The sequence below is a fragment of the Pedobacter humicola genome (assembly GCF_056490705.1).
This window is the reverse complement of the sequence record NZ_JBWJIG010000009.1, coordinates 123,072-143,381: the sequence shown is the minus strand read 5'-3', so window position 1 is coordinate 143,381 and position 20,310 is coordinate 123,072. Positions and strand designations below refer to the sequence as shown.

The 20,310-nt window shown below is 39.3% G+C and carries 17 protein-coding genes; 2 read left to right on the top strand and 15 right to left on the bottom strand.

The annotated features are described in order from the left end of the window. Positions 1 to 2: 2 nt before the first annotated feature. The 5 genes from AC04Q1_RS15410 to AC04Q1_RS15390 form a co-directional block, all read right to left on the bottom strand. A complete protein-coding gene (locus AC04Q1_RS15410; protein ID WP_478365474.1) occupies positions 3 to 974 on the bottom strand; it encodes a YihY/virulence factor BrkB family protein in 972 nt (323 codons plus the stop codon). 145 nt (positions 975 to 1,119) lie between these two features. Beyond that, positions 1,120 to 2,439, bottom strand: a complete 1,320-nt coding sequence (locus AC04Q1_RS15405; RefSeq protein ID WP_478365473.1) for an alpha/beta hydrolase — start codon at positions 2,437 to 2,439, stop codon at positions 1,120 to 1,122. Positions 2,440 to 2,527: 88 nt separating this feature from the next. Beyond that, positions 2,528 to 2,905 (bottom strand): DoxX family protein, encoded by a 378-nt coding sequence (locus AC04Q1_RS15400; RefSeq protein ID WP_478365472.1) that lies wholly within the window; start codon positions 2,903 to 2,905, stop codon positions 2,528 to 2,530. A gap of 2 nt (positions 2,906 to 2,907) precedes the next feature. Next, entirely contained in the window at positions 2,908 to 3,321 is a 414-nt protein-coding gene (locus AC04Q1_RS15395; RefSeq protein WP_478365471.1) for a VOC family protein, read from the bottom strand. Next, positions 3,318 to 3,752: a transcriptional regulator gene (locus AC04Q1_RS15390; RefSeq protein ID WP_478365470.1), complete on the bottom strand. Its 435-nt coding sequence runs from the start codon at positions 3,750 to 3,752 to the stop codon at positions 3,318 to 3,320. The genes AC04Q1_RS15395 and AC04Q1_RS15390 overlap by 4 nt, the downstream gene beginning before the upstream one ends. Before the next feature lie 128 nt (positions 3,753 to 3,880). Between AC04Q1_RS15390 and AC04Q1_RS15385 the strand changes: the two genes are divergently transcribed. Continuing rightward, positions 3,881 to 4,867: a GlxA family transcriptional regulator gene (locus AC04Q1_RS15385; RefSeq protein WP_478365469.1), complete on the top strand. Its 987-nt coding sequence runs from the start codon at positions 3,881 to 3,883 to the stop codon at positions 4,865 to 4,867. Between the two features lie 245 nt (positions 4,868 to 5,112). On the opposite strand, the gene AC04Q1_RS15380 is transcribed toward AC04Q1_RS15385, so the two are convergent. From AC04Q1_RS15380 to AC04Q1_RS15345, 8 genes are all read right to left on the bottom strand, one after another. Further along, positions 5,113 to 5,502 (bottom strand): LiaF transmembrane domain-containing protein, encoded by a 390-nt coding sequence (locus AC04Q1_RS15380; RefSeq protein ID WP_478365468.1) that lies wholly within the window; start codon positions 5,500 to 5,502, stop codon positions 5,113 to 5,115. A gap of 273 nt (positions 5,503 to 5,775) precedes the next feature. Beyond that, positions 5,776 to 6,465 (bottom strand): ribose-5-phosphate isomerase RpiA, encoded by a 690-nt coding sequence (gene rpiA / locus AC04Q1_RS15375; protein WP_478365467.1) that lies wholly within the window; start codon positions 6,463 to 6,465, stop codon positions 5,776 to 5,778. A 281-nt stretch (positions 6,466 to 6,746) separates the two neighbouring features. Next, on the bottom strand, positions 6,747 to 9,095 hold the full coding sequence (locus AC04Q1_RS15370; protein WP_478365466.1) for a TonB-dependent receptor: 2,349 nt from the start codon (positions 9,093 to 9,095) through the stop codon (positions 6,747 to 6,749). Between the two features lie 65 nt (positions 9,096 to 9,160). After that, positions 9,161 to 11,131: a hypothetical protein gene (locus tag AC04Q1_RS15365; protein ID WP_478365465.1), complete on the bottom strand. Its 1,971-nt coding sequence runs from the start codon at positions 11,129 to 11,131 to the stop codon at positions 9,161 to 9,163. Positions 11,132 to 11,142: 11 nt separating this feature from the next. Continuing rightward, entirely contained in the window at positions 11,143 to 12,552 is a 1,410-nt protein-coding gene (locus AC04Q1_RS15360; RefSeq protein WP_478365464.1) for a 3-keto-disaccharide hydrolase, read from the bottom strand. A 94-nt stretch (positions 12,553 to 12,646) separates the two neighbouring features. Further along, complete coding sequence (locus tag AC04Q1_RS15355) at positions 12,647 to 14,935, bottom strand: GH92 family glycosyl hydrolase (protein WP_478365463.1); 2,289 nt, start codon at positions 14,933 to 14,935, stop codon at positions 12,647 to 12,649. A 40-nt stretch (positions 14,936 to 14,975) separates the two neighbouring features. Then, positions 14,976 to 15,647, bottom strand: coding sequence for a basic secretory protein-like protein (locus AC04Q1_RS15350; protein WP_478365462.1), 672 nt, complete (start codon positions 15,645 to 15,647; stop codon positions 14,976 to 14,978). Between the two features lie 177 nt (positions 15,648 to 15,824). Beyond that, entirely contained in the window at positions 15,825 to 16,796 is a 972-nt protein-coding gene (locus AC04Q1_RS15345) for a basic secretory protein-like protein (protein WP_478365461.1), read from the bottom strand. A 140-nt stretch (positions 16,797 to 16,936) separates the two neighbouring features. Here AC04Q1_RS15345 and AC04Q1_RS15340 point away from each other — a divergent pair, with 140 nt between their 5' ends. Then, positions 16,937 to 17,080: a hypothetical protein gene (locus AC04Q1_RS15340; protein WP_478365460.1), complete on the top strand. Its 144-nt coding sequence runs from the start codon at positions 16,937 to 16,939 to the stop codon at positions 17,078 to 17,080. 1 nt (position 17,081) lies between these two features. Here the strand turns inward: AC04Q1_RS15340 and AC04Q1_RS15335 are convergent, their stop codons facing one another. Together AC04Q1_RS15335 and AC04Q1_RS15330 are read right to left on the bottom strand one after the other, a co-directional pair. Continuing rightward, positions 17,082 to 17,957, bottom strand: a complete 876-nt coding sequence (locus AC04Q1_RS15335; protein ID WP_478365459.1) for an ROK family protein — start codon at positions 17,955 to 17,957, stop codon at positions 17,082 to 17,084. 72 nt (positions 17,958 to 18,029) lie between these two features. After that, the gene (locus AC04Q1_RS15330; protein ID WP_478365458.1) at positions 18,030 to 20,297 is read right to left on the bottom strand and encodes a GH92 family glycosyl hydrolase; all 2,268 of its coding nucleotides are present in this window, start codon (positions 20,295 to 20,297) and stop codon (positions 18,030 to 18,032) included. Positions 20,298 to 20,310 lie beyond the last annotated feature (13 nt).

Below are 20,310 nucleotides of genomic sequence, written 5' to 3'. Positions count from 1 at the left end.
TTTTAAGCTTTTTTGACTTCTTCCTTAATTTCGGGATGGTTATCCTGAATAGATTTACCTTCTGTTTCTACTTCAATTTCTTTGGTGGTAACTGCATAATGTGAAGGATAAATCTCCGATCCGTAGGCAACTGCATAGGCTTTGGTAAATTCGGCACCAAAATATAAAATGATAGAAGAGTAATAAGTCCACAACAGTATTACAATCAACGAACCTGTTGCGCCATAGGTACCACCAACATTACTTTGGCCAATGTAAATTGAAATGGCAAATTTACCGATCATAAATAGTATTGCCGTTACTACCGCACCCGCAATTACATCACGCCATTTAATAATTGCATCGGGTAATACCTTAAATATTACACCAAATATTAAGGAAATAACAGCAAGGGTTACCACTTGGTTGATGATATAGAATATAACAACCGATACATCTGCGAATCGGGCCTGCAGGCGGCTGCTAAAAGCATCTAATAACGCCGTAACCCCTAAGGAGACTAATAACACAAAACCCAGACTAATAATAACCGAAAACGATAGGAACCGATTTTGCAGCATCTTTACCCAGCCTCTTTTAGGTTTAGGTTTTAAACCCCAAATGGTATTAATAGAATCCTGAATATCACCAAAAATAGTTGTCGCACCAATCAATAGCGTAACAATACCTATTATCAATGCGATAGTGCTTTTACCGTCTAAATAAGCGTTCTTGATCAACTGTTGTAACGAAACTGCTGATTCTCTCCCTAAAAAGCCCTCCAGCTGTGCATAAACCTTTCCTTCGGCAAATTCACGTCCCAAAAATATACCACATAAAGAAATAATGACCACGAGTAGCGGAGCCATAGAAAACACCGTATAATAAGCTAAGGATCCACTAAGTTTGGTAACCTTATGATTATTAAATCCGGTAAAAGATGCTTTTAAAACGCCCCAAATTCCTTTAAATGTGATTTTATTCTTTGCTGTCATAATCGATAGTTAAAAGATGTCCTTTAAATTTAAACCGCATATTTTTTGAATTGTTTTTATATTCATTGGCAAGATCTCATCATACACAATAAAAAAAGCCCTGGTTTTCGGCCAGAGCTTATTTTAAAATAATATTCAGATACTATTATTTACCTTTAATCCAAAGTGCAATATCGTTTACCAAAGGTTCTGATACACTTACGGCAGCCTGATACTGGGCCATGGTGCCTTTTCCTGTTTGCGGACTTAACAAGTGGTTAAGATCAGGATAGAATTTTAGGTGCACATTTTTCTTTTTCTCCAAGGCTGTACTCCATAGATCAAAATCTGTTTTGCTTACCTGGAAATCATTTCCACCCTGTAATATATAAATTCGTGGTTTTGATAGACTCTTTGCAACTGCAACCTGATTGTAATTATTTAAATCTGTCCAATATTTTGCAGGCAAGCCTAAAATAGAAGAATCAGGTTTTATAGTAGTTCCCAATTGCGTAATCCTACTTTTATCGATTTCTGTAATGGCATCAGCAAGTTGTTTTTTTAACACCGCTGTAGTATCGTTAGCCTGATCGAACATATACTTATTTTGATCAACGATGATATCTGTTAATTTTCTTGCAGGTGCAGCGGCTAAAATAATTCCGGCCAAATCGGGTGTGAGTGTTGCTATTTTAGGCGCTAACATACCTCCTAAGCTATGGCCAAACACATAAATATTTTTAGGATCCGCCCCAACAGCAGTTCTGGCAACAGCAATAGCAGCGCTTGCATCGTCTAATACCTCTTCTTTTACAGTATAAGCATTGGTAAATTCGTTTGGATAAATCAGCGTTCTTTTCACATAACGCACTGAGCCGATCCCCTTGGATGCCAAACCTCCAGCCAAATCTTTAAAAGGTTTATTGGCACCAACCGTTTCATCCATATCACCCGGACCAGAACCATGTACAAAAACAACTATCGGAAAATTTTTGACATTTTTCGGCGTGGTAATTATGGCTGCCAGCTGTTTTCCCGCCGGGCCAATGTATACGGACTTTTCTCTATACAAACTGGTATCAACATAGGTTGGTTTTAAGTAAGTCGCAGCCTTTTTTGAAGGCGCAAGAAAGATACCTACAATCTTTTGTAGCTTATTAAAACCTAAAATAAAGTTCTGATCGCCATTGGCAAATTTACCTTCTACCGTTACCGCAAAAAATTCGCCCTGGGCTTTACTTTGAATCGCATCTAATGATTCTACTTTACCGAATTTGGTACCAATATCGCCCCAAAGTTTCTTTAAACTTTCCTCTGTTAATTTAGTTTTTAAGGTATCATCAAAAAATGCATGGGCATCTTTAAATTTCTCTTCTTGCAGCAGTTTAAAAAAATCGTTTGCACCGTTAAATAGCTGAATAACATTTTGAGAAAATGCTGAGGTCGTAAATAATAAAGCGATTATAAATAAAAGGCTCTTTTTCATCCGTATGTATTGTGTTTGGTTGTTTGCAATACCCAAAGTTAACAATATTTGGTTCTCAAAAGCCTTTAACTAAACTCGCCGTTTGGTTTTAACTAATTTTAACATTTGAGGTTAACTTCTTCCATAAAATGTATGGAATAAACATAATGATCAAACCAATAATTGGTGGGATTAATAGTGATATACCATCATCTACAAGCACCCTGGATGCAAAAGCGCCAATAAAGTTGATGGCAAAACCCGCATAGGCCCACTCTTTAATCGCAACATATTTATTTTGCAATATGGATACCGCTCCGAGCAATTTTGCAATACCCACAATGATCAACAAATACATGGGGTAGCCGAGGTGTTTCAGTACTTCTTTACCAGCCTCCTGTTGTGTAACTCCACCAAAACCATCCATAATCATCAACAGTGCGAAAATAATGGTGGCAATCCAATACCAGGTTTTTAAATTTTTCATACTCATCTGTTTTTATCGTAATTAATTAACCAGTTATTTCCAAAGCGATCTGTTAAATCACCAAATAATGCTCCCCAAAAAGTTTCCTGCAACGGATGGGATGCTCTCCCTCCGAATGAAAGTTTACGGTAAAAAGATTGGGCCTCTTCTTCCGAACTGCAGTTCAGCATCATAGAAATTGAATTTCCTTTGATTAAGCCACGTTCCTCTACCATATCGGTTGCCATAATTACCAGATCATCTTTTGCCAGCACAGCATGCATAATGCTTTTTCGCATGCTATTGGGCATTTTATCAGCGAGATCCGATTCACCAATGGTTTCGAGGGTCAATTCTCCCCCCAAACAATCCCTGTAAAAGGTCATTGCTTCCCTGCAGTTGCCATTAAATGTGAGATATGAATTTATACTAGTCATTTATTCAGTTTTTTGAGTCCCACCATACAGCGAACATCGGTTTCGTTAATATACATTTCAAGACAATATCCATTCGGATCGAGGTTTGGATGATCTAACAGTTTTTCAAATGTTTTCCCTACCGCACTAACATCTTTCATAAAATCCGGGATCAGTTCACTAATAAACATCCCTTTCTTTATGGTAAAAGTTTCTAAACCATTTTTTTCGGCTTCACCATCAGTTATTTCTTCAACTGCGGCCTTGTAGATAATTAGACTCTTTTCGTTCGGTCTGCTTATGCCAAAGTATTTTCGATTCTTATCTGCCGGGAACAGAGTATGTAGTTTTTGATGTGCAGCTAAAACCCCATTGGGAAATGATTCGGCCGTAATGTACATCACCTTGATATCTTCGTTTAGAATATACTCTTCCATCCTGTTTTCCGGCATTAACGTTTTAAAATTTAAGTCTACACGATTAACAACACAAACATACGGGCAGAAATGAATAAGCTAAATATGCAGAAACGACAATTGCAGGGGTTGTTTACGACAAATAGCCTTACTATATTTGAGATATGAAACACGTATCTATCTTAATTCCAGAGACTGCCGTGATAGAAGCCATTGCAGATCCCCGCTATCTATTTACCGCTGTTAATGAATTTTTACAGGCATCGGGCAAGCTTCCGCTTTTTAAAGTTGAACTTGTGGGCATGACGAAAGAGGTCAGATTAAACAATAGTCTCTTCTCTGTACACGCCGATAAGCTGCTCCACGAGGTCGATCACACCGATCTTATTTTTGTACCCGCTATTAGTGGTAATATCGGTTATGCGATGGAAGCGAATCAAGACCTGTTGCCATGGATTATCAAACAACATGCAAAAGGTGCAGAAGTGGCTTCGCTCTGTATGGGTGCTTTTTTACTGGCCGCAACTGGTTTGTTAGATGGCCGGAAATGCTCAACCCATTGGTTGTTTGCCAATCAATTTAGAGAAATGTTCCCCGAAGTTGAACTGGTTGATGGCAGTATCATTACTGATGCCCAAGGCTTATACTCAAGCGGCGGTGCCAACTCTTACTGGAACCTGCTTTTATACCTGGTTGAGAAACACACGGACCGGGATACCGCTATTTTAGCCGCAAAATATTTTGCTATTGATATCGACCGTGAAAGCCAACTGGCTTTTATGATGTTTCAGGGGCAAAAAGGGCATGAAGATGCAAAAATCAAAAAAGCACAGGAATTTATTGATGGCAATTATCAGGATCGGATTACCGTTGATCAATTGGCCGATATGCTGGCTTTGGGCAGAAGAAGTTTCGAAAGGAGATTTAAAAGTGCCACCAAAAATACAGTGATCGAGTATATCCAAAGAGTTAAAATAGAGGCCGCAAAACGAAGTTTCGAATCGAGCAGAAAAAATATTACCGAGGTGATGTTCGATGTAGGTTACACGGATACCAAATCGTTCAGGGATGTTTTTAAAAAAATTACCGGTTTAACACCGATTGAGTACCGGAACAAATACCACAAGGCCGTACCGGTATTACAGGCTTAAGCAGAAAAAATAAAAAAAATTAAACTCCACACAATATATTCCATTTACAGCGTTTATGTATGTGAGAGCGTTAATTTAGATGACGGGGATACTGCCTAAGGGTGGAATCCCCGTTTCTTTTTTATCATAGGGCATAAGTGCATGACCATGAAAACTGCTGGCTCCGTGCCTCTGCTATTAAGCACAAAAAAGAGACACTGTTAAGAAAATGTCTCTTTTTAAAATATATGATGGAGTTAAGAATTTTAGCCTTCTTTCTCAGTAAAATCAACTGGTTTCTTTTCAAAATACGGATCGAAATTTTGAACCTTTTTAGGTTTTAGAATAACATACAATCCTAATCCGATTAATACTAAGGCTGTACTTATCCTTGATAAATCGAAATCAAAAATGCTGATCGCTTTAAGGGTAAATAATCCACCGATTATGGTTAATGCCAACCAGCTGCTTCCCTGGAAATTTTTACGGTAACCCATCCATAAACCTATACCTAACATAATGGTATGCCATTTTAAAATCCAATGTGGAACATCGATTCCTGAGTTTCTCAATAAGAATACCGAACCGATTACGATGATTAAAATACCTAAACCGAATTGTTTATCTGCGTGATTTTTTTTGATGAAATTTTCCATGACCGTTTTGTTTTATGAATCAAATGTAGCACAGAAACCACTGCAAGGGAATGGCTTTTCTCCTAGTTGGGAGGTTTTATCGGTGAGTGAAACAAAACCGTCGGTAAAAAATTTTAGGGGATATAAGAACCTATGAAATTGTCGGTGAAATAATTCCGGTCAGTTACCGCCAGGGTACAAAGACACGTTAAATTGTGGGTTAAATAGATTAGCGAGCTGCGACGCCGTGAGGCGTACAACTGAACCAATGACTAATGACCAGAGAACTAATTATTATTCGAAAATGATGATATCAGTCCCCTCGCTCATAATAACCTTCGAAGTGATGTTTACGAACAGACCATGAGCCAACAAACCATTAATCTGATTGAGATCGGAAGATAGCTTTGCAGGATCGTTTATTAATCCAAAATCAGCATCGATAATCAGGTTTCCATTATCGGTAATATACGACTTCCCTCCAACTGATCGCAATACCCCTATTCCTCCCAGTTTATCGATTTGATCAGACACATACTGATAGGCCAAAGGAATAACTTCAACAGGAACGGTAAAAGCACCCAGTTTTTTTACTTTTTTAGAAGCATCGGTGATGATAATGGCATTTTCACTTAGGGAGGCAATTATCTTTTCCCTAAACAATGCTCCGCCACCACCTTTAATCAGGTCCAGAGTTTCTGTAAATTCATCGGCTCCATCGATACTAATATCGATATGACTTAAACTACCAAGATCAAGAATCTGAATACCCAATGATTTGGCAAGTTCTTCTGTACGGATGGAACTTGCCGCAGCAGTTATTTTTAGACCATCTTTAACCTGCTTACCTAATTCTTTAATGGCAAAGGTAGTGGTAGATCCTGTACCCAGGCCCACAACATCGCCGTCATTCACAAACTTTACTGCAGCCAGGGCGGCCGCCAGTTTTTCAGCATCTTGTTGGGTTTGATCTATCGTAGCCATAAGGTAAAAATAGGTTTAAATGATAAATATCCAAAAACGAAAAAAAATTAGCTACCTACGCAATAAATCCGTTTTATAGCGTTTATGTATATGAGAGCGTTAATTTAGATGATGGGGATTCTGCACTAGTGGAATCCCCATTTCTTTTGTATTTATTTTCTTCTTCGTGTTGTCATCCTGAGCGTAGTCGAAGGATTAAACTGATGCGGAAACTGGTAGATTTCTTCATTCCGCTGTGCCTCAGTCGAAATGACGATAATCCACCATGACGGATCACGGTACTAGAACCTCCCAACCAAACTTATCCCATAACTTTTTGGATTCCCCAAATGAGCGGCTCCAAAATCGTAAGCATAATCGATATAGGTTTTGTTGGATAAATTTCTTCCCCAGAAAAACAGATCGAATTTCTGGGCAGAGAAACCCAATTTTGCATGATAAACATTATAGCCTTTTTGTTGGATCTGGTTACTTAAATCGTAAAACTGATTTCCGGTAAACAGCCACTCAACACGGGCAATGGCATTCAATTTTGAGTGTTTATCAACTTCATAACTATACTGCAAGGCAAGCATCGAAGTGCTTTCTGGTGTGTAAATTTGTTTATTTCCTGTTAAATCAACAGTCTCCCCTCCTTTTGATACCTTTAAAGATTTGTAACTCGCATCGGTATAACCAAAATTATAATCAACGCTTAAACCTTTTACAGGGCGGGCAGAAAGTTCCAGTTCTATCCCTTTACTAACCAGTTTACCCGCATTCCGGGTAGTAGTTAAAGCATCGGGTAAAATCAATACCGGAATCTGAGCATCGGTAATGTTGACATAAAACGCCGCAATATTCGCACTCAAGCGTTGATCGAAAAATGTGTTTTTTGTTCCGACCTCAAAATTGTTACTGTACTCTGGCTTGTAAGTATCGAGTGGTTTGCTTGTAGGATCGGAAGCCAATTGGGTAATGCCTCCGGCACGGTAGCCACGACTATAAGTTGCATAAATATTATTGTTATCGGCAATGGCATAAGCCAGACTCAGCTTTGGCGAAATGGCATGAAAATTAGCTTTAGCCAAAGTATCACCTTGTGTAATAATTGGATCGAGGGTTGGAATTAAATATTCGCCAGAAGCCAGTAATCTTTTGTGTTCGTAATCATACCGCAAACCTGCAGTAGCCGTTAATTGTTCTGTTATTTGATAAGAAAGCTGTCCGAAAGCCGCAAAACCAGCTCCTTTTCCATCGTTGATATTTACAGCCGTGGTAAAGGGTTCCGCACCATAAACAGCACCATCAGCACCAAAATAGGAGCCTTGTTTTACCGGATTTTTTTGATAGAAACCATACAAACCCGCTACCCAATTTAATTTTGAGGCATTTGAAGCTGGCGAGCTGAATTTAAATTCCTGTGTATATACTTTAACTTTGTTCCAATCTTTATCATAATTGTTCACAATAGATACGATATCGGCTGGAGAAAAATCGCCATCGATCGGGCTTTTATAATACCTGTAATTAGACTGATAAGCCGTTTGGGAGGTGAAGTTAAAACCGTTTCCGGTATAATTTGCAGATAATGATGCGTTGAACAGATTATCAACCATTTCTGTTGTCGAATTTTGGCTGAGTTGAAATGGATTGGCCAGCGCTTCATCTACCGAGCCTGTTAGAGGAAACGTTCCGTTATTTCTGTTTTCATTGTGTTTCACATTTAAGGTGATTGCAAATTTTGATGAAGCCAAAAACTTCAGATAGTAATTTCCCAAAAAGCCATGTAGTTTATCAAATTTTGTATCGTTAAATGTATTGGTGTAAAAGCCATTTTGTTTGTTATATAAACCAGCGGCACCAAAGAACAATTTATTTTTGATTAATGCGGTGCGAATACCCAGGCTATAACGTTGCTGACCATAGTTGCCTACGTCGATGCCCGCAAAACCGCTAGTGCTGTTGGCCGGCTGTTTAGTGATAATATTGATTACCCCGCCCATTGCATTTCGCCCATACAAAGTTCCTTGTGGGCCGCGGAGGACTTCAATCCTTTCTACATCGAATAGAGAAGAAATATAAGTATCCAAACCGAATTGGTTTACCCCATCGATATATGTAGCAATGGCAGGATCGTAAGAGGTGGTTCCTATTCCCCGGATCGAAGTCACATTTCTTCCATCACCAGGATTGCTGCTGTATAAGTTGGGAACCAGGGAAGCTAAATCTCTTGTATTCTGAATCCGGTAATCGCTTATTTTAGCGCCAGAAAACGTTGTGATACTGGCGGGCACGTCCTGTACATTTTCTTCTGTTTTTTGTGCAGAAACAGTTACCTCATCCAATTTTGAATTGGTTTCTGCTAAAACAATATTAAGGGTTTGATTATTGTTAGTGGTTTTAATGGAGGTGGCATAACCAATGGCACTAAATCTTAAGGTTAATTTTCCGGTTCCAACATTTATAATTTCGAAATCTCCGTTTGCTTTACTCAGGGTAGATAAATTGGTATTTAATATCTGAACGGTTACATTGGCAATAGATTGATTTTTATCGTCTTTGATGGTTCCTGATATTTTATTCTGCTGTGCATTCACTGCAAAGCTGGTTAATAAGAACAGGCTTATTAACAGTAAACTTCTTTTCATCGTTTTTCTTGTAAAATTAAAAACGGCTGGTATTTCTACCAACCGTTCCGTAATAACTTTCTAAATTATTTACTTAAGGAATTTATCCAGCCTGCAATTTTTAAAGCTTCTGCTTTGGTTACCTGAGGCATTGGAGGCATTTCTGTTGAGTAACCCGGCCAGTTTTGAGGCTGTGGATTATGGATCAGCTGAAATATTTTCTCGGGTGAATATTTACGTTTTGCAATTTCTGCGAAGGGTGGACCAATTTGTCTTTTGGTCTGATTATGGCAGGCCAAACAGGTGTTTTTGGTAAGCAAACCCTCCACTTCTTTAAAAGTAGGTGCTTTTGCTGTTGCAGTTGAAGCAGGTTTAGCCTCTTTTGCTGCTGTTCCTTTTGACTCTGGTGCTTTGCTGCTTGTTCCTTTTGGTGATATTGTTTTCTTCGCTGGTGCTGCTGGTGTTTCGGCAGAGTTTTTAGTGCTTACTTCACTCGCAGAAAGTTTATTTCCATCAGGAATCTGATTCAGTGTATAATAAGCTACCGGATGAACCAAAGAATAAAAACCATCCTTAGACCTTAGACCATCTAAGGTTAAGGTGTGGATATAATATTGACGAAGGTTCGATACGATAATCCTGGCTTTTAATCCATCTGCTGAAACTTTAACACCAGAGATTTTCAATTTCTCGGTATTTACAGGTGGTGAGCCATAAACTGGATGATATTTATAAATGAAACTCTCGGCATTATACGAAGCTAAATCTTCGGCCGATTTACGGTCAACAGGCATGGTAAACTCTACTTCAAAACCATCAGGCATTGCCCTTACGGCTTTCATTTCGAAAGGTATTTTATTGTTGTATACCAATCTTTCCAAGCCTTCGTTTGCATCACCTGCAGAACCCCAGCCACGGTTGGTTTCTCCAACAAACAATGAGCCATCAGTACCCCATTCCAGTCTTAATACCCCGGAACGGAAGCCTTTGCGGAAAAGGAAAGCTGCACCTTGTTCCTCACCTTTTACGGTTTCCAAAAAGATCCTCGAAATGATACTCATTCCCTGATCGCCAACCAAAATCTGACCGGCAAACGGACCAAATGTATTGGCAGGAATTTTAACAGGCTCAGCAGAAGAGATACCCAAAATTCCATAAGGCAACCAAACCGATGGCAAACGCAGTTCAGGAAACACTTTTTTCATCTCGAATAAAGTTTTAAATTTTTCGTTTACCCTGTTTTCTGGTTTAATGTATCTGCCTTGTTCGTTTTTAATACGGCGTTCGTCCATTTGCGAATAGAAGAAATCGGATTGTAGTTTAACCGGAGAATTAGGCAGGTTAGTCCACCTTAAACTAGCCGGATGCCCCATAAAATCGCCTTTGTTTACTTTCCATAAACCACCTGAACCTACCCAGTCGCCCTGGTTTTCGGTATAATAAAACTTGCCATCAATGCTTCCGATCCCTGCCGGCGAGCGGAAACCTGCTGCATATGGACTCATTTTCCCGTCTTCGGTAATGTTCATTGCCCAACCGCGCATTGGTACACGGCTTTCGGCGCGCCACCATTCTTCATCACCAAAGGCCACATTTCCGGTAACCATAAAGGTACCATCAGCCATTAATTTCGGGCCGAAACTGTATTCGTGGTAGTGACCGCTTAAAGGCCAGGCGTATATGGTTTCGTACACATCGGCTTTGCCATCCTGGTCTTTATCTACCAGCTTGGTTAGTTCGCCACGTTGTGCAACATATATTGCTCCGTTTTTATAAGCGATGCCCAAAATTTCATGTAAGCCATAAGCAAACCTGCGCCAGTAAGGCTTGGCACTGGTTGGGTTTTCTACAATAAACACTTCTCCTCTACGGGTAGAAACACCTAAATCGCCATTTGGCAAAGTAATTAAACCGCCAACCTCTAAAATCGGGCCTTCGGGCACGCGTACTTTATTTATTCTGAAAAAATCTTCTTCTTTCGGGGTTTCCTGTGCAAAAACTGTAGTAAAGCTAAAACTTAATGCCAGTATTGCTAATTTTTTAAATGTATTTCTCATTGTCATTTCAATTAAAACAAAATGGTATAATTTAACTTAGTTCCTATAGCTACAATAATTTCTTTCTTACCATCAACATCCCTGATCACTGGTTTCGCAGATCCCTCAGCCAGCTGGATATAGTAAGCTTTATCATCAATCAGGTACAAACCTTTAGCTACTTCCTCGATATTAGAAGCAGTTGCCAATAGGAAATACAAATCTTTTGATGGTTTATCAACAGCAATCTCTCTGGTTAAACCTTGTCCATTTTCCATGATTTTAACAGCATCAGTCACATTTGTTCCATTGATGATATACTTAAATTCCGGACGGTCCTGTTTATCCATAACATAACCTTTGGTTCTAAAACCAGTACCAATAGTATCAGCAACCCATTTAGCCTGATCGTTCGCCAATTTTGCAATGGCCAGGATTGGTTTTTGGGTGAAACGGGTAACACTGCCCAATGCACGCGAAGTTCCGTTTCCGCGGCCATCCCACATTGGCGTAGCATCGATAAAATCACCATGCCAACCTTGTAATAAGGTTCCATTATCTAAATCGTAGCTATAAGCCACTTTTTCTGGACCACCTACCGAAATGGCGTGTACCGAACGTACCCTTGGTGCCACATCAACAAAACTTCTGATCATGTTGTTACTTGCTGCTTCGATATAAATTGGATCTGCATCACCGTTCTGGTTTGATCGTGGGATTTCTGATAATTCTTTAATTTCGATATTTCTAAAAGCTACCGAACCATGATCGCCCTGTAAACGTAAAGGTCCCTTTGCTTTTTCAGCACCAGCAGCTCCTCTTGTAGCACCAAAAAGTTCCACATTTTCATGGATTAATACACCATTTAATTCGATACTGATGATTTTAGCATTTTGGGTTTTCGTTCCAGAGGCATCAAATTTTGGCGCCTGAAAGATAATTTTAATGTGTTGCCATAAACCCGGGGCTTTACTAGCGTTTTGACGGGGTGCAACACCACCAAAGCCTTTTTCGGCTTCTGGTTTGCTATCATCCCAACGCTGGTAAATCCCACCATTGTTTGATGAACTTGGATTTTTTAATCCCCAGGCATCATCAATCTGAATTTCGTAATTACCCTGAAGATAAATACCAGAATTTGAACCTTTTGCGGTAAGATAATCTAATTCAACTGATACGTCGCCATATTCGTTGGCAGTGTATAAATCGGCACCAGCCTTTTTTGCTGTAGACTGGTTCACTAATATTCCTTCGCCCTTAGTTACTTTTAAAACATTTTCGGCGTTTAAATCGGCTACTACATTTTGTGCCAATGACCATGAATTTGAAGGATTTTTGAAGGCAGAAAGATCTTTGAGATCAATTCGCTGGCCAAATGCCAGCAGGGTTCCGCAAAGCCAGACTATGGCCGTAAAGCCCGTCTTCGAGACGTTGATGTTCATATATTTGGTTTGTTAGTTTTGGTCCAACTTAAGGATCAATTATTACTATAAAAATCCATCGGAGAAACTGCTCCCTCCGATGGATATTGTTTATCTATTTTTCTGTTGATAATGAATAAGGGAAATCAGCCGGATTTGAACCTCTGGTCTTGTTTGGTGTTGCCGTCATGTTAAAATTTAACACCGCACCTTTTTGTAAACCGCTGTGGCTGATCCAGTTTTTAGAATACGGTTTACCATTGATCTGCAATGATTGTACATAACGGTTATTATCGCTATTTGCTGCTGCATTGATCACAACTGTTTTACCATTTTCTAAAGTAACAGTTACCTTTTTAAACAAAGGAGCACCCAGCACATACTGATCTACAGCTGGTGTTACCGGATAGAAACCCATTGCAGAGAAAACATACCAGGCAGAAGTTTGGCCATTATCTTCATCACCACAATAACCATCCGGAGTGGCTTTGTACATTCTGTTCATGGTTTCTCTTACCCAATATTGTGTTTTATAAGGAGCACCACCATAGTTGTACAGATAAATCATGTGCTGGATGGGTTGGTTACCATGTGCATATTGACCCATATTTGCAATCTGCATTTCGCGGATTTCGTGGATCACACCGCCATAAGCACTCTCATCAAATACCGGAGGCATAGAGAAAACCGAATCCAATTTGGTTACAAATTTACTATGGCCACCCATTAATTTGGCTAAACCATCAACATCTTGAAAGACCGACCAGGTATAGTGCCAGCTGTTGCCTTCGGTAAATGCGCCACCCCATTTAAATGGACTGAATGGGCTTTGGAAAGTTCCATCCTGATTTTTACCACGCATTAAACCAGAAGAAGGATCGAAAAGATTCTTGTAGTTCATGGCTCTTTTCTTGTAAATATCGATTTCTGATGCAGGTTTACCCAAAGCTCTTCCCAATTGATAAATGGTGAAGTCATCATAAGAATACTCCAGGGTTTTAGCGGCATTTTCGTTCTTTTTCACATCGAAAGGTACATAACCTAAATCGTTGTAATATTTAACTCCATCGCGGCCAACAGCTTCCATTGGGCCTTCATTGTTAGCGCCATGTTTTACCGCTTGCCACAAGGTTTCGATGTCGTAGCCACGCATACCTTTAATGTAAGCATCAGAAACTACAGATGCAGAGTTGTTACCCACCATAATGTTGGCATAACCCGGGCTGCTCCATTCTGGCAACCAACCACCTTCTTTATAATCATTGATCAGGCCTTGCTGCATCTCCTTGTTGATCGATGGATAAACCAGGTTTAAGAAAGGATATAAAGCCCTGAAAGTATCCCAGAATCCTGTTCCCGCAAACATATAACCAGGCAGCACCTGTCCGTTATACGGACTCCAGTGTACAATCTGGTTTTGTGCATCAATTTCGTATAATTTGTTCGGAAAGAACAAAGTACGGTACATTGCAGAGTAAAAAGTACGGGTTTGATCGATAGTACCACCTTCAACTGCAATTTTACTTAATGTTTTGTTCCAGATTGCTCTACCTTTTGCTTTCGTTGCATCGAAACCATCATTAGCCAATTCTTTTTTTAAGTTTAAATCCGCTTGTTCAAAGCTGATAAACGAAGAAGCCACTTTTGCAATTACCTGCTCACCTTTTTGTGTGGCGAAACCGATCACCGCTCCTGCATGATCTACCGTTAACTCTAAATCTTTATCGTTAAGCTTTTTATCGTCCCAGGTTTTAGCCAGTTTAAAATCCTTATTGAAATAAATTACAAAATAATTTCTAAAGTTTTTAGGCAACGGACCACGGGCATACTTAGTGGTATAACCGATTATTTTTCTTTCTGCCGGAATGATCTTGATGTACGATCCTTTATTTTGAGCATCTACTACCACATAAGAACTATCTGTTTTAGGGAAAGTAAACCTGAATTGGGCAGCACGCTCCGTTGGGGTAATTTCGGTAGTTACATCAGCATCGGCTAAATAAACGCTATAATAATAAGGTTTAGATACTTCTGCTTTATGGCTGAACCAGCTTGCGCGGTCATCATCCGTAAACCTTAACTTGCCAGTAACAGGCATAATAGAGAAAGCTCCGTAATCGTTCATCCAGGGTGATGGTTGGTGGGTTTGCTTAAAACCACGGATTTTATCGGCGTTGTATACATAAGCCCATCCATCGCCATTTTTGCCTGTTTGTGGCGACCACATATTCATTCCCCAAGGCAATCCGATTGCCGGGTAGGTATTCCCATTTGATAGATCAGGTTTGGAGGCTGTTCCCATTAAAGGGTTTATCCAATCTACAGGATCTGTGATTTTGCCTATTGTTTGCGCGAAGCTGGTTGATGCCGCAACACTCAATAAAGCGATAAATAATTTTTTCATTTGTTGTGTTTGTGTTTTTTTATATGCTTGTAATTGTTTTCTAAACTTGCGAATTTTTCACGTAATCTGCCCAAAGTGCATCCAAATCTTTACCTGTTAATTTTTCCCAGATATTTTTGGTGTAGGTATGGTCTCTTAAAGAGGCATCAACGGCTTTAATCGTCCCCGGTTTTACACTTTTCTCCATCCAGGCAAAAAATGCTGCCGTAATGCGATAGCTATTTTTATAACTGTGATCTTGTTTTAGCGCTGGTAGCGACCATTTAGCGCCTTCATTATCTACGCCAAATTTATAGCGGGCATAATCTGCAATACCCTCTGTTAACCAGCCCGGACCAACGCTCCGGCCATAATCCTGCACAATGTGCATTACTTCGTGGGTAACCACATCAATATCTTCAGGATGTTTAATCATCCACATGGAACTGAAGGTTACTTTTCCATCGGCAGTTGCAGCAACGCCATCATAAGCGGTATCAACAAAAAACTTCACCTCTTTTATGGTTGATGGATTGTATTCTTTTGCCAGTTTTGGATAAACCTCGAAAAAGGTTTTAATTAAACGCTTTTTCAATTGCGGATCCAGTGCTGCAAAATTACTCTCGAACGATAAGGTATAACCGTTCTTTTTACTGATTTCCTGTGCTTTTAACTGCACTGAAAAAGCGGAAACAAGCATGACGAAAATCGAAAGAATAGATATTTTTTTCATTTATCTGTGTTATTAGTACTTTGGTTAGCGTGTTTAGTTCTGCAAAATAAATATAATATGTAAAACGTTTTAGTAATTGACCAAAATTTTTACTTTAATGGTGATTATTTTTACAAAAGCGCAAGGAGAAGTCGAGTTTACCTTGCTATCTGCTGATAAAACCTGGCCCCTTTTCTGTTATTTTTTACTGCTGTATTTTAAAGTTACTTTTAATGGCTCTTTACCATAATCTTCCCAAAGCTGATCCAATGTTTTTCCGGTTAAAGTGCTCCACGATTGTTCGGTATACTGATGTGCCCTTAGTTGCTGATCTAATGTAGCAATTAAGCCCGGTTTAACATTTTGCTCTAACCAGGCAAAAAACCTTGCCGTAATGCGATAGCTATTTTTGTAACTCTGTTTTTCATTATACGCTGGCAAACTCCATTTAGATCCTACATTATCTACGCCATACCTATACCGAACATAATCGGCAATGCCTTCAGTTAGCCATACCGGACCAGCGCTATAGCCATAACCCTGAACAATGTGCATGGTTTCGTGTGTTACCACATCAATGTCCGTTGGATGTGCTTTCATATAACCGGCACTAAAAAGAATTCTGTTTCCACTGGCTTCGGCCACCGCTTTATAGGCGGTATCCACAACAAATAAAACATCGTGTGTTGATTTATCATTAAATGTTTTTACCAGTGTTGGGTAAATTTCAAAATAAGTGGCGATCAGGTTCTTTCTAACGGCTGGATCTAAACCGGGATCCTTACTGATAAAGGTCAACTCGTAACCTTTATGCTTTTCTTTGCTGTAAGAAACCCAGTTTTTAGAAAGTGCCGTAAATAGTTCTTTATCGAGCCTGGATTGTGACTTACCTTTTACCCAATCGCTGTTTACCTTAATTTCTCCCGCTTTAGCTTTAATGGTCTCGGTTTCGCTATTGGCAAATGTTAGCGTTGCCTTTCTCTTGGTACGATACCCATCGGCAATGGCAAATTTTGGGTAAGCGTGGTTAAAAGCGGTATCTAATTTGGCTTTGGTTATGGCATCGGCAATATTGCTTTCATCACTGATGGTTAATTCATAACCTTTGTTCTGCGCAAAAGTACTTATAGAACTTGCCAGTAACGCGATTATTAAAAACTTCTTGATCATGGTTTGTTGGTGTGTATTTATTTGGATATTTTATTGTTAAACTTCCAAAGTGATTTTAATGCTTAACTAAAACGTTTTATTAAGCAATAATAAGCATAATATCGCAAATGAAAAATTAATTCCATTTTTTTGATAAACCAATGCAAAAAAGAGAAATAATTAAAAATAAACCTGTGATAAAGAAAATTGCCCTGAAAAAACGAGCTATATTATGGAGAAAGATAAAGAAGGGATGGACTGCAGAGAATAATTTGCTTAAATCATTTCCTGCAGCCCATCATTAAATCAGGTTAAACTTAAATCACAACAGCTGGCAGCACCAATTAATGCAGCATGTTCTTTTAATTCAGAAATTTTAATTTCAGTAGCTATTCCATTGCCTTTAAGGGTTGCAATTAATTCGGGGGCGAATGCACTAAAAGACTGTGCAATATTGCCACCCACAATTACGGTATCAATTTTATGTTTTTTAATAATGGGGATTAAAAATTGCGCAAGGTTATAACCGAATTCCATAAAAACCATAGTTGCAAAATGATCTGTTTCTACAATTGCCACCAGCTCTTTAACGCCATCAACATCTTTACCGCTAAGTTGCTTAAAACGTTTTACGAACCAGCGCGTAGATAAGTAATCTTCGGCAATTCCGCCTAAAAATTCTGAACTCCAAAGGTCTGCGTCGAAGGCTTTATAATTTAAGCACAATGAAGATCCAAGTCCTGTACCAAGGGTTAAACCCAATACGTTTGTATTTCCCTTTGCAGCTCCGGCAAAAACCTCTCCCTGTAAAAATCCAGCGGCATCATTTATAAAATGAATATTTTCTGCAGGAATATCTAAACGTTTCGATAATTCCTCCTTAACATTCACCTGATATAGCGATTTAAACTTATCCTGGTCTTTAATCAAAGAAATCCCTGCGTCATAATTAAACGGGCCAGGCATAGCAATGCCAACATTTCTAGAACCGTTTTTTATGTTTTGGAAAGCTTTATTAATAATATCGCACCAGGCCGATAAAATCACTTCTTTATTCTCCTGTGAATTCACAGGGCTACGCTTGATAGAATCCTTCACCAAAGTTCTTGTTTCTAAATCCACCAATGCGGCTGTAATGTGCGAGCCGCCAATATCTACACCTAATGCAACAGGCTTTTCCATTCTATATCTATATTTCTGTTATCTATTTCTTTATTCATTTGAATTAATCCGCCAAAAGTAGCGATTCAATATCTATTTACTGAGTGAAAACGGTTTATCATCTTCCAAAATCCCCCTATTTAACGAAGGTTTAACACTCATTTCTAATTTTAATGTGCCACCATTTAGCAAATCGCTATGGTTTATAAAGTTTTTAGTAAAAATTTTTCCGTTTAAAGTAGCCGATTTAATATAAACGTGGTTCTGATCATTTGCTGGTGCCTCGATCACGAATTTTTTACCGTTTTCTAAATTGATAGTGGTTTTTTTAAAAACCGGACTGCCTATAACATACTCTCCGGTACCTGGTGTAACACTATAAAATCCTAATGCACTCAATACATACCAGGAAGAGGTCTGTCCCTGATCTTCATCACCGGGATAACCATTTTCAGTGGCATCATACAATTTATGCATCACCTCACGGGCATGAAACTGCGCTTTCCATGGCTGGTTGGCATAATTATATAAATACACCATGTGTTGTATGGGCTGGTTTCCGTGTGCATATTGCCCCATATTGGCCATTACCATTTCTGTCATTTCATGGATCATCCCACCGTACGAACCTACATTTACTTTATTGGGTTGGGTAAAAACAGAATCAAGCTTTGCGGTAAAATTGTTGTTTCCACCCATTAGGTTAATCAGCCCTTTGGTATCCTGAAAAACCGACCACTGCCAGTGCCAGGCATTGCCTTCGGTAAAAGGTCCCCCCCATTCGGTTGGGTCGAAATTTGCTGACCATTTGCCCTCAACATTTTTGCCCCTCATAAACCGCGTACCCGGATCGTAAACATTCCTATAATTGTACATCGGTTTTTCGAAAACCTCCATATAATGTTTGTCGCCGATCATTTTGGCCAATTGGTAGGCACAATAATCATCATAAGCATATTCCAACGTTTTAGCGGTAGCTTCTCTATATTTTGGATAGGGAACGTAGCCCAGTTGGTTATATTCAGTTACCCCATCCCTGCCGTTTGCAGGGCCCCATGGCCCTTTGTTCATGGCTTCATGGTAATAAGCATCCAACGCCTTTTTCGGATCGAAGGTTTTAATTCCTTTTGCCCAGGCATCTGTCAATAAAGAAATGGCATGGTTACCGATCATACTTCCGGCTTCGCTCGGAAACGACCAGGAAGGCAACCACCCACATTGTTCGTAAGCATCAAGCATAGCCTGCATATAACGGCCATGCATTTCGGGCTGTACCAATGTATTTAATGGAAACTGTGCACGAAAAGTATCCCAAAAACCAGTATCGGTAAACATGTATCCTTCATGAACCTTACCATCATAAGGGCTAAAATAATAGGGTTTTCCGGCTTCGTTAATTTCATAAAACTTCCTGGAGAACAAACTTGCCCTGAAAAAGCACGAATAAAAAGTTTCCATATCGGCTTTAGAACCGCCTTCTACTTCTACCTTACCCAACGATTTATTCCATACTGCAGCTGCATTGGCTTTGGTATCTTCTAAAGTTTTATCATTGCCCAGTTCTCTTTTTAAATTCAGTTCAGCCTGTTTCAAACTGATGTAAGAGGAAGCCGTTTTAACCTGAACTTTTGATCCTGATTCAAACTGTACAAATGCACCTTTTCCCAATCCTTCGGCTGCTATCGAATCTTTATTTACCGTATTGCGCTTATTTTCCCAGGTACCATAAGATTTGATGGGCTGATCGAACTGAATGACGAAATAACTTTTCCAGCCTCTTTTAAAGCCTTCACCATTGTTTACCCAGCCGGTTATTTTATTATCCTTTGGATAGATCTGAATGCCGCTCAACCGGGTATAACCATCTAATATCAGAAAGCTTCTTTTACCTTTTGGATAACTAAACCGGAGGTGCGCACCTCGTTCTGACGGCGAAATTTCTGTGGTGATTTCGTTTTCGAATGTTACCTTGTAATAATTTGGCTTCGCAATTTCATCTTTATGGCTAAATTTTGCTTCACGCTGATTTTCATCTACGATCAGTTCATCAACCATAGGCATTAAAGAAAATACGGCGTAATCCCTTGTCCATGAACTGCATTGATGTGCCTGCTGAAAGCCTCTGATTTTATCTTTAAAATATTGATATTTCCAGCCATCACCGTTTCTACCTGTTTGTGGAGTCCAGGTATGCATACCAAAAGGTAATGCTGTTGTGGGATAGGTATTCCCCCGTGTAAGTTCGTGTTTGGAATTGGTTCCCTGGAGGGTGTTAACATAGTGAACCCAATCCTTCTGCTGCGCCAATAACCCTTTGGCGGCAATGCAGAATAAAATTGATGTGATTAATTTAAGTTTCATTTTGTGTGTGTGT

Coding starts and splice junctions, on each gene's coding strand:
- AC04Q1_RS15410 (WP_478365474.1), bottom strand. CDS start 974: ATGACAGCAAAGAATAAAATCACATTTAAAGGAATTTGGGGCGTTTTA.
- AC04Q1_RS15405 (WP_478365473.1), bottom strand. CDS start 2,439: ATGAAAAAGAGCCTTTTATTTATAATCGCTTTATTATTTACGACCTCA.
- AC04Q1_RS15400 (WP_478365472.1), bottom strand. CDS start 2,905: ATGAAAAATTTAAAAACCTGGTATTGGATTGCCACCATTATTTTCGCA.
- AC04Q1_RS15395 (WP_478365471.1), bottom strand. CDS start 3,321: ATGACTAGTATAAATTCATATCTCACATTTAATGGCAACTGCAGGGAA.
- AC04Q1_RS15390 (WP_478365470.1), bottom strand. CDS start 3,752: ATGCCGGAAAACAGGATGGAAGAGTATATTCTAAACGAAGATATCAAG.
- AC04Q1_RS15385 (WP_478365469.1), top strand. CDS start 3,881: ATGAAACACGTATCTATCTTAATTCCAGAGACTGCCGTGATAGAAGCC.
- AC04Q1_RS15380 (WP_478365468.1), bottom strand. CDS start 5,502: ATGGAAAATTTCATCAAAAAAAATCACGCAGATAAACAATTCGGTTTA.
- rpiA (WP_478365467.1), bottom strand. CDS start 6,465: ATGGCTACGATAGATCAAACCCAACAAGATGCTGAAAAACTGGCGGCC.
- AC04Q1_RS15370 (WP_478365466.1), bottom strand. CDS start 9,095: ATGAAAAGAAGTTTACTGTTAATAAGCCTGTTCTTATTAACCAGCTTT.
- AC04Q1_RS15365 (WP_478365465.1), bottom strand. CDS start 11,131: ATGAGAAATACATTTAAAAAATTAGCAATACTGGCATTAAGTTTTAGC.
- AC04Q1_RS15360 (WP_478365464.1), bottom strand. CDS start 12,552: ATGAACATCAACGTCTCGAAGACGGGCTTTACGGCCATAGTCTGGCTT.
- AC04Q1_RS15355 (WP_478365463.1), bottom strand. CDS start 14,935: ATGAAAAAATTATTTATCGCTTTATTGAGTGTTGCGGCATCAACCAGC.
- AC04Q1_RS15350 (WP_478365462.1), bottom strand. CDS start 15,647: ATGAAAAAAATATCTATTCTTTCGATTTTCGTCATGCTTGTTTCCGCT.
- AC04Q1_RS15345 (WP_478365461.1), bottom strand. CDS start 16,796: ATGATCAAGAAGTTTTTAATAATCGCGTTACTGGCAAGTTCTATAAGT.
- AC04Q1_RS15340 (WP_478365460.1), top strand. CDS start 16,937: ATGCAAAAAAGAGAAATAATTAAAAATAAACCTGTGATAAAGAAAATT.
- AC04Q1_RS15335 (WP_478365459.1), bottom strand. CDS start 17,957: ATGGAAAAGCCTGTTGCATTAGGTGTAGATATTGGCGGCTCGCACATT.
- AC04Q1_RS15330 (WP_478365458.1), bottom strand. CDS start 20,297: ATGAAACTTAAATTAATCACATCAATTTTATTCTGCATTGCCGCCAAA.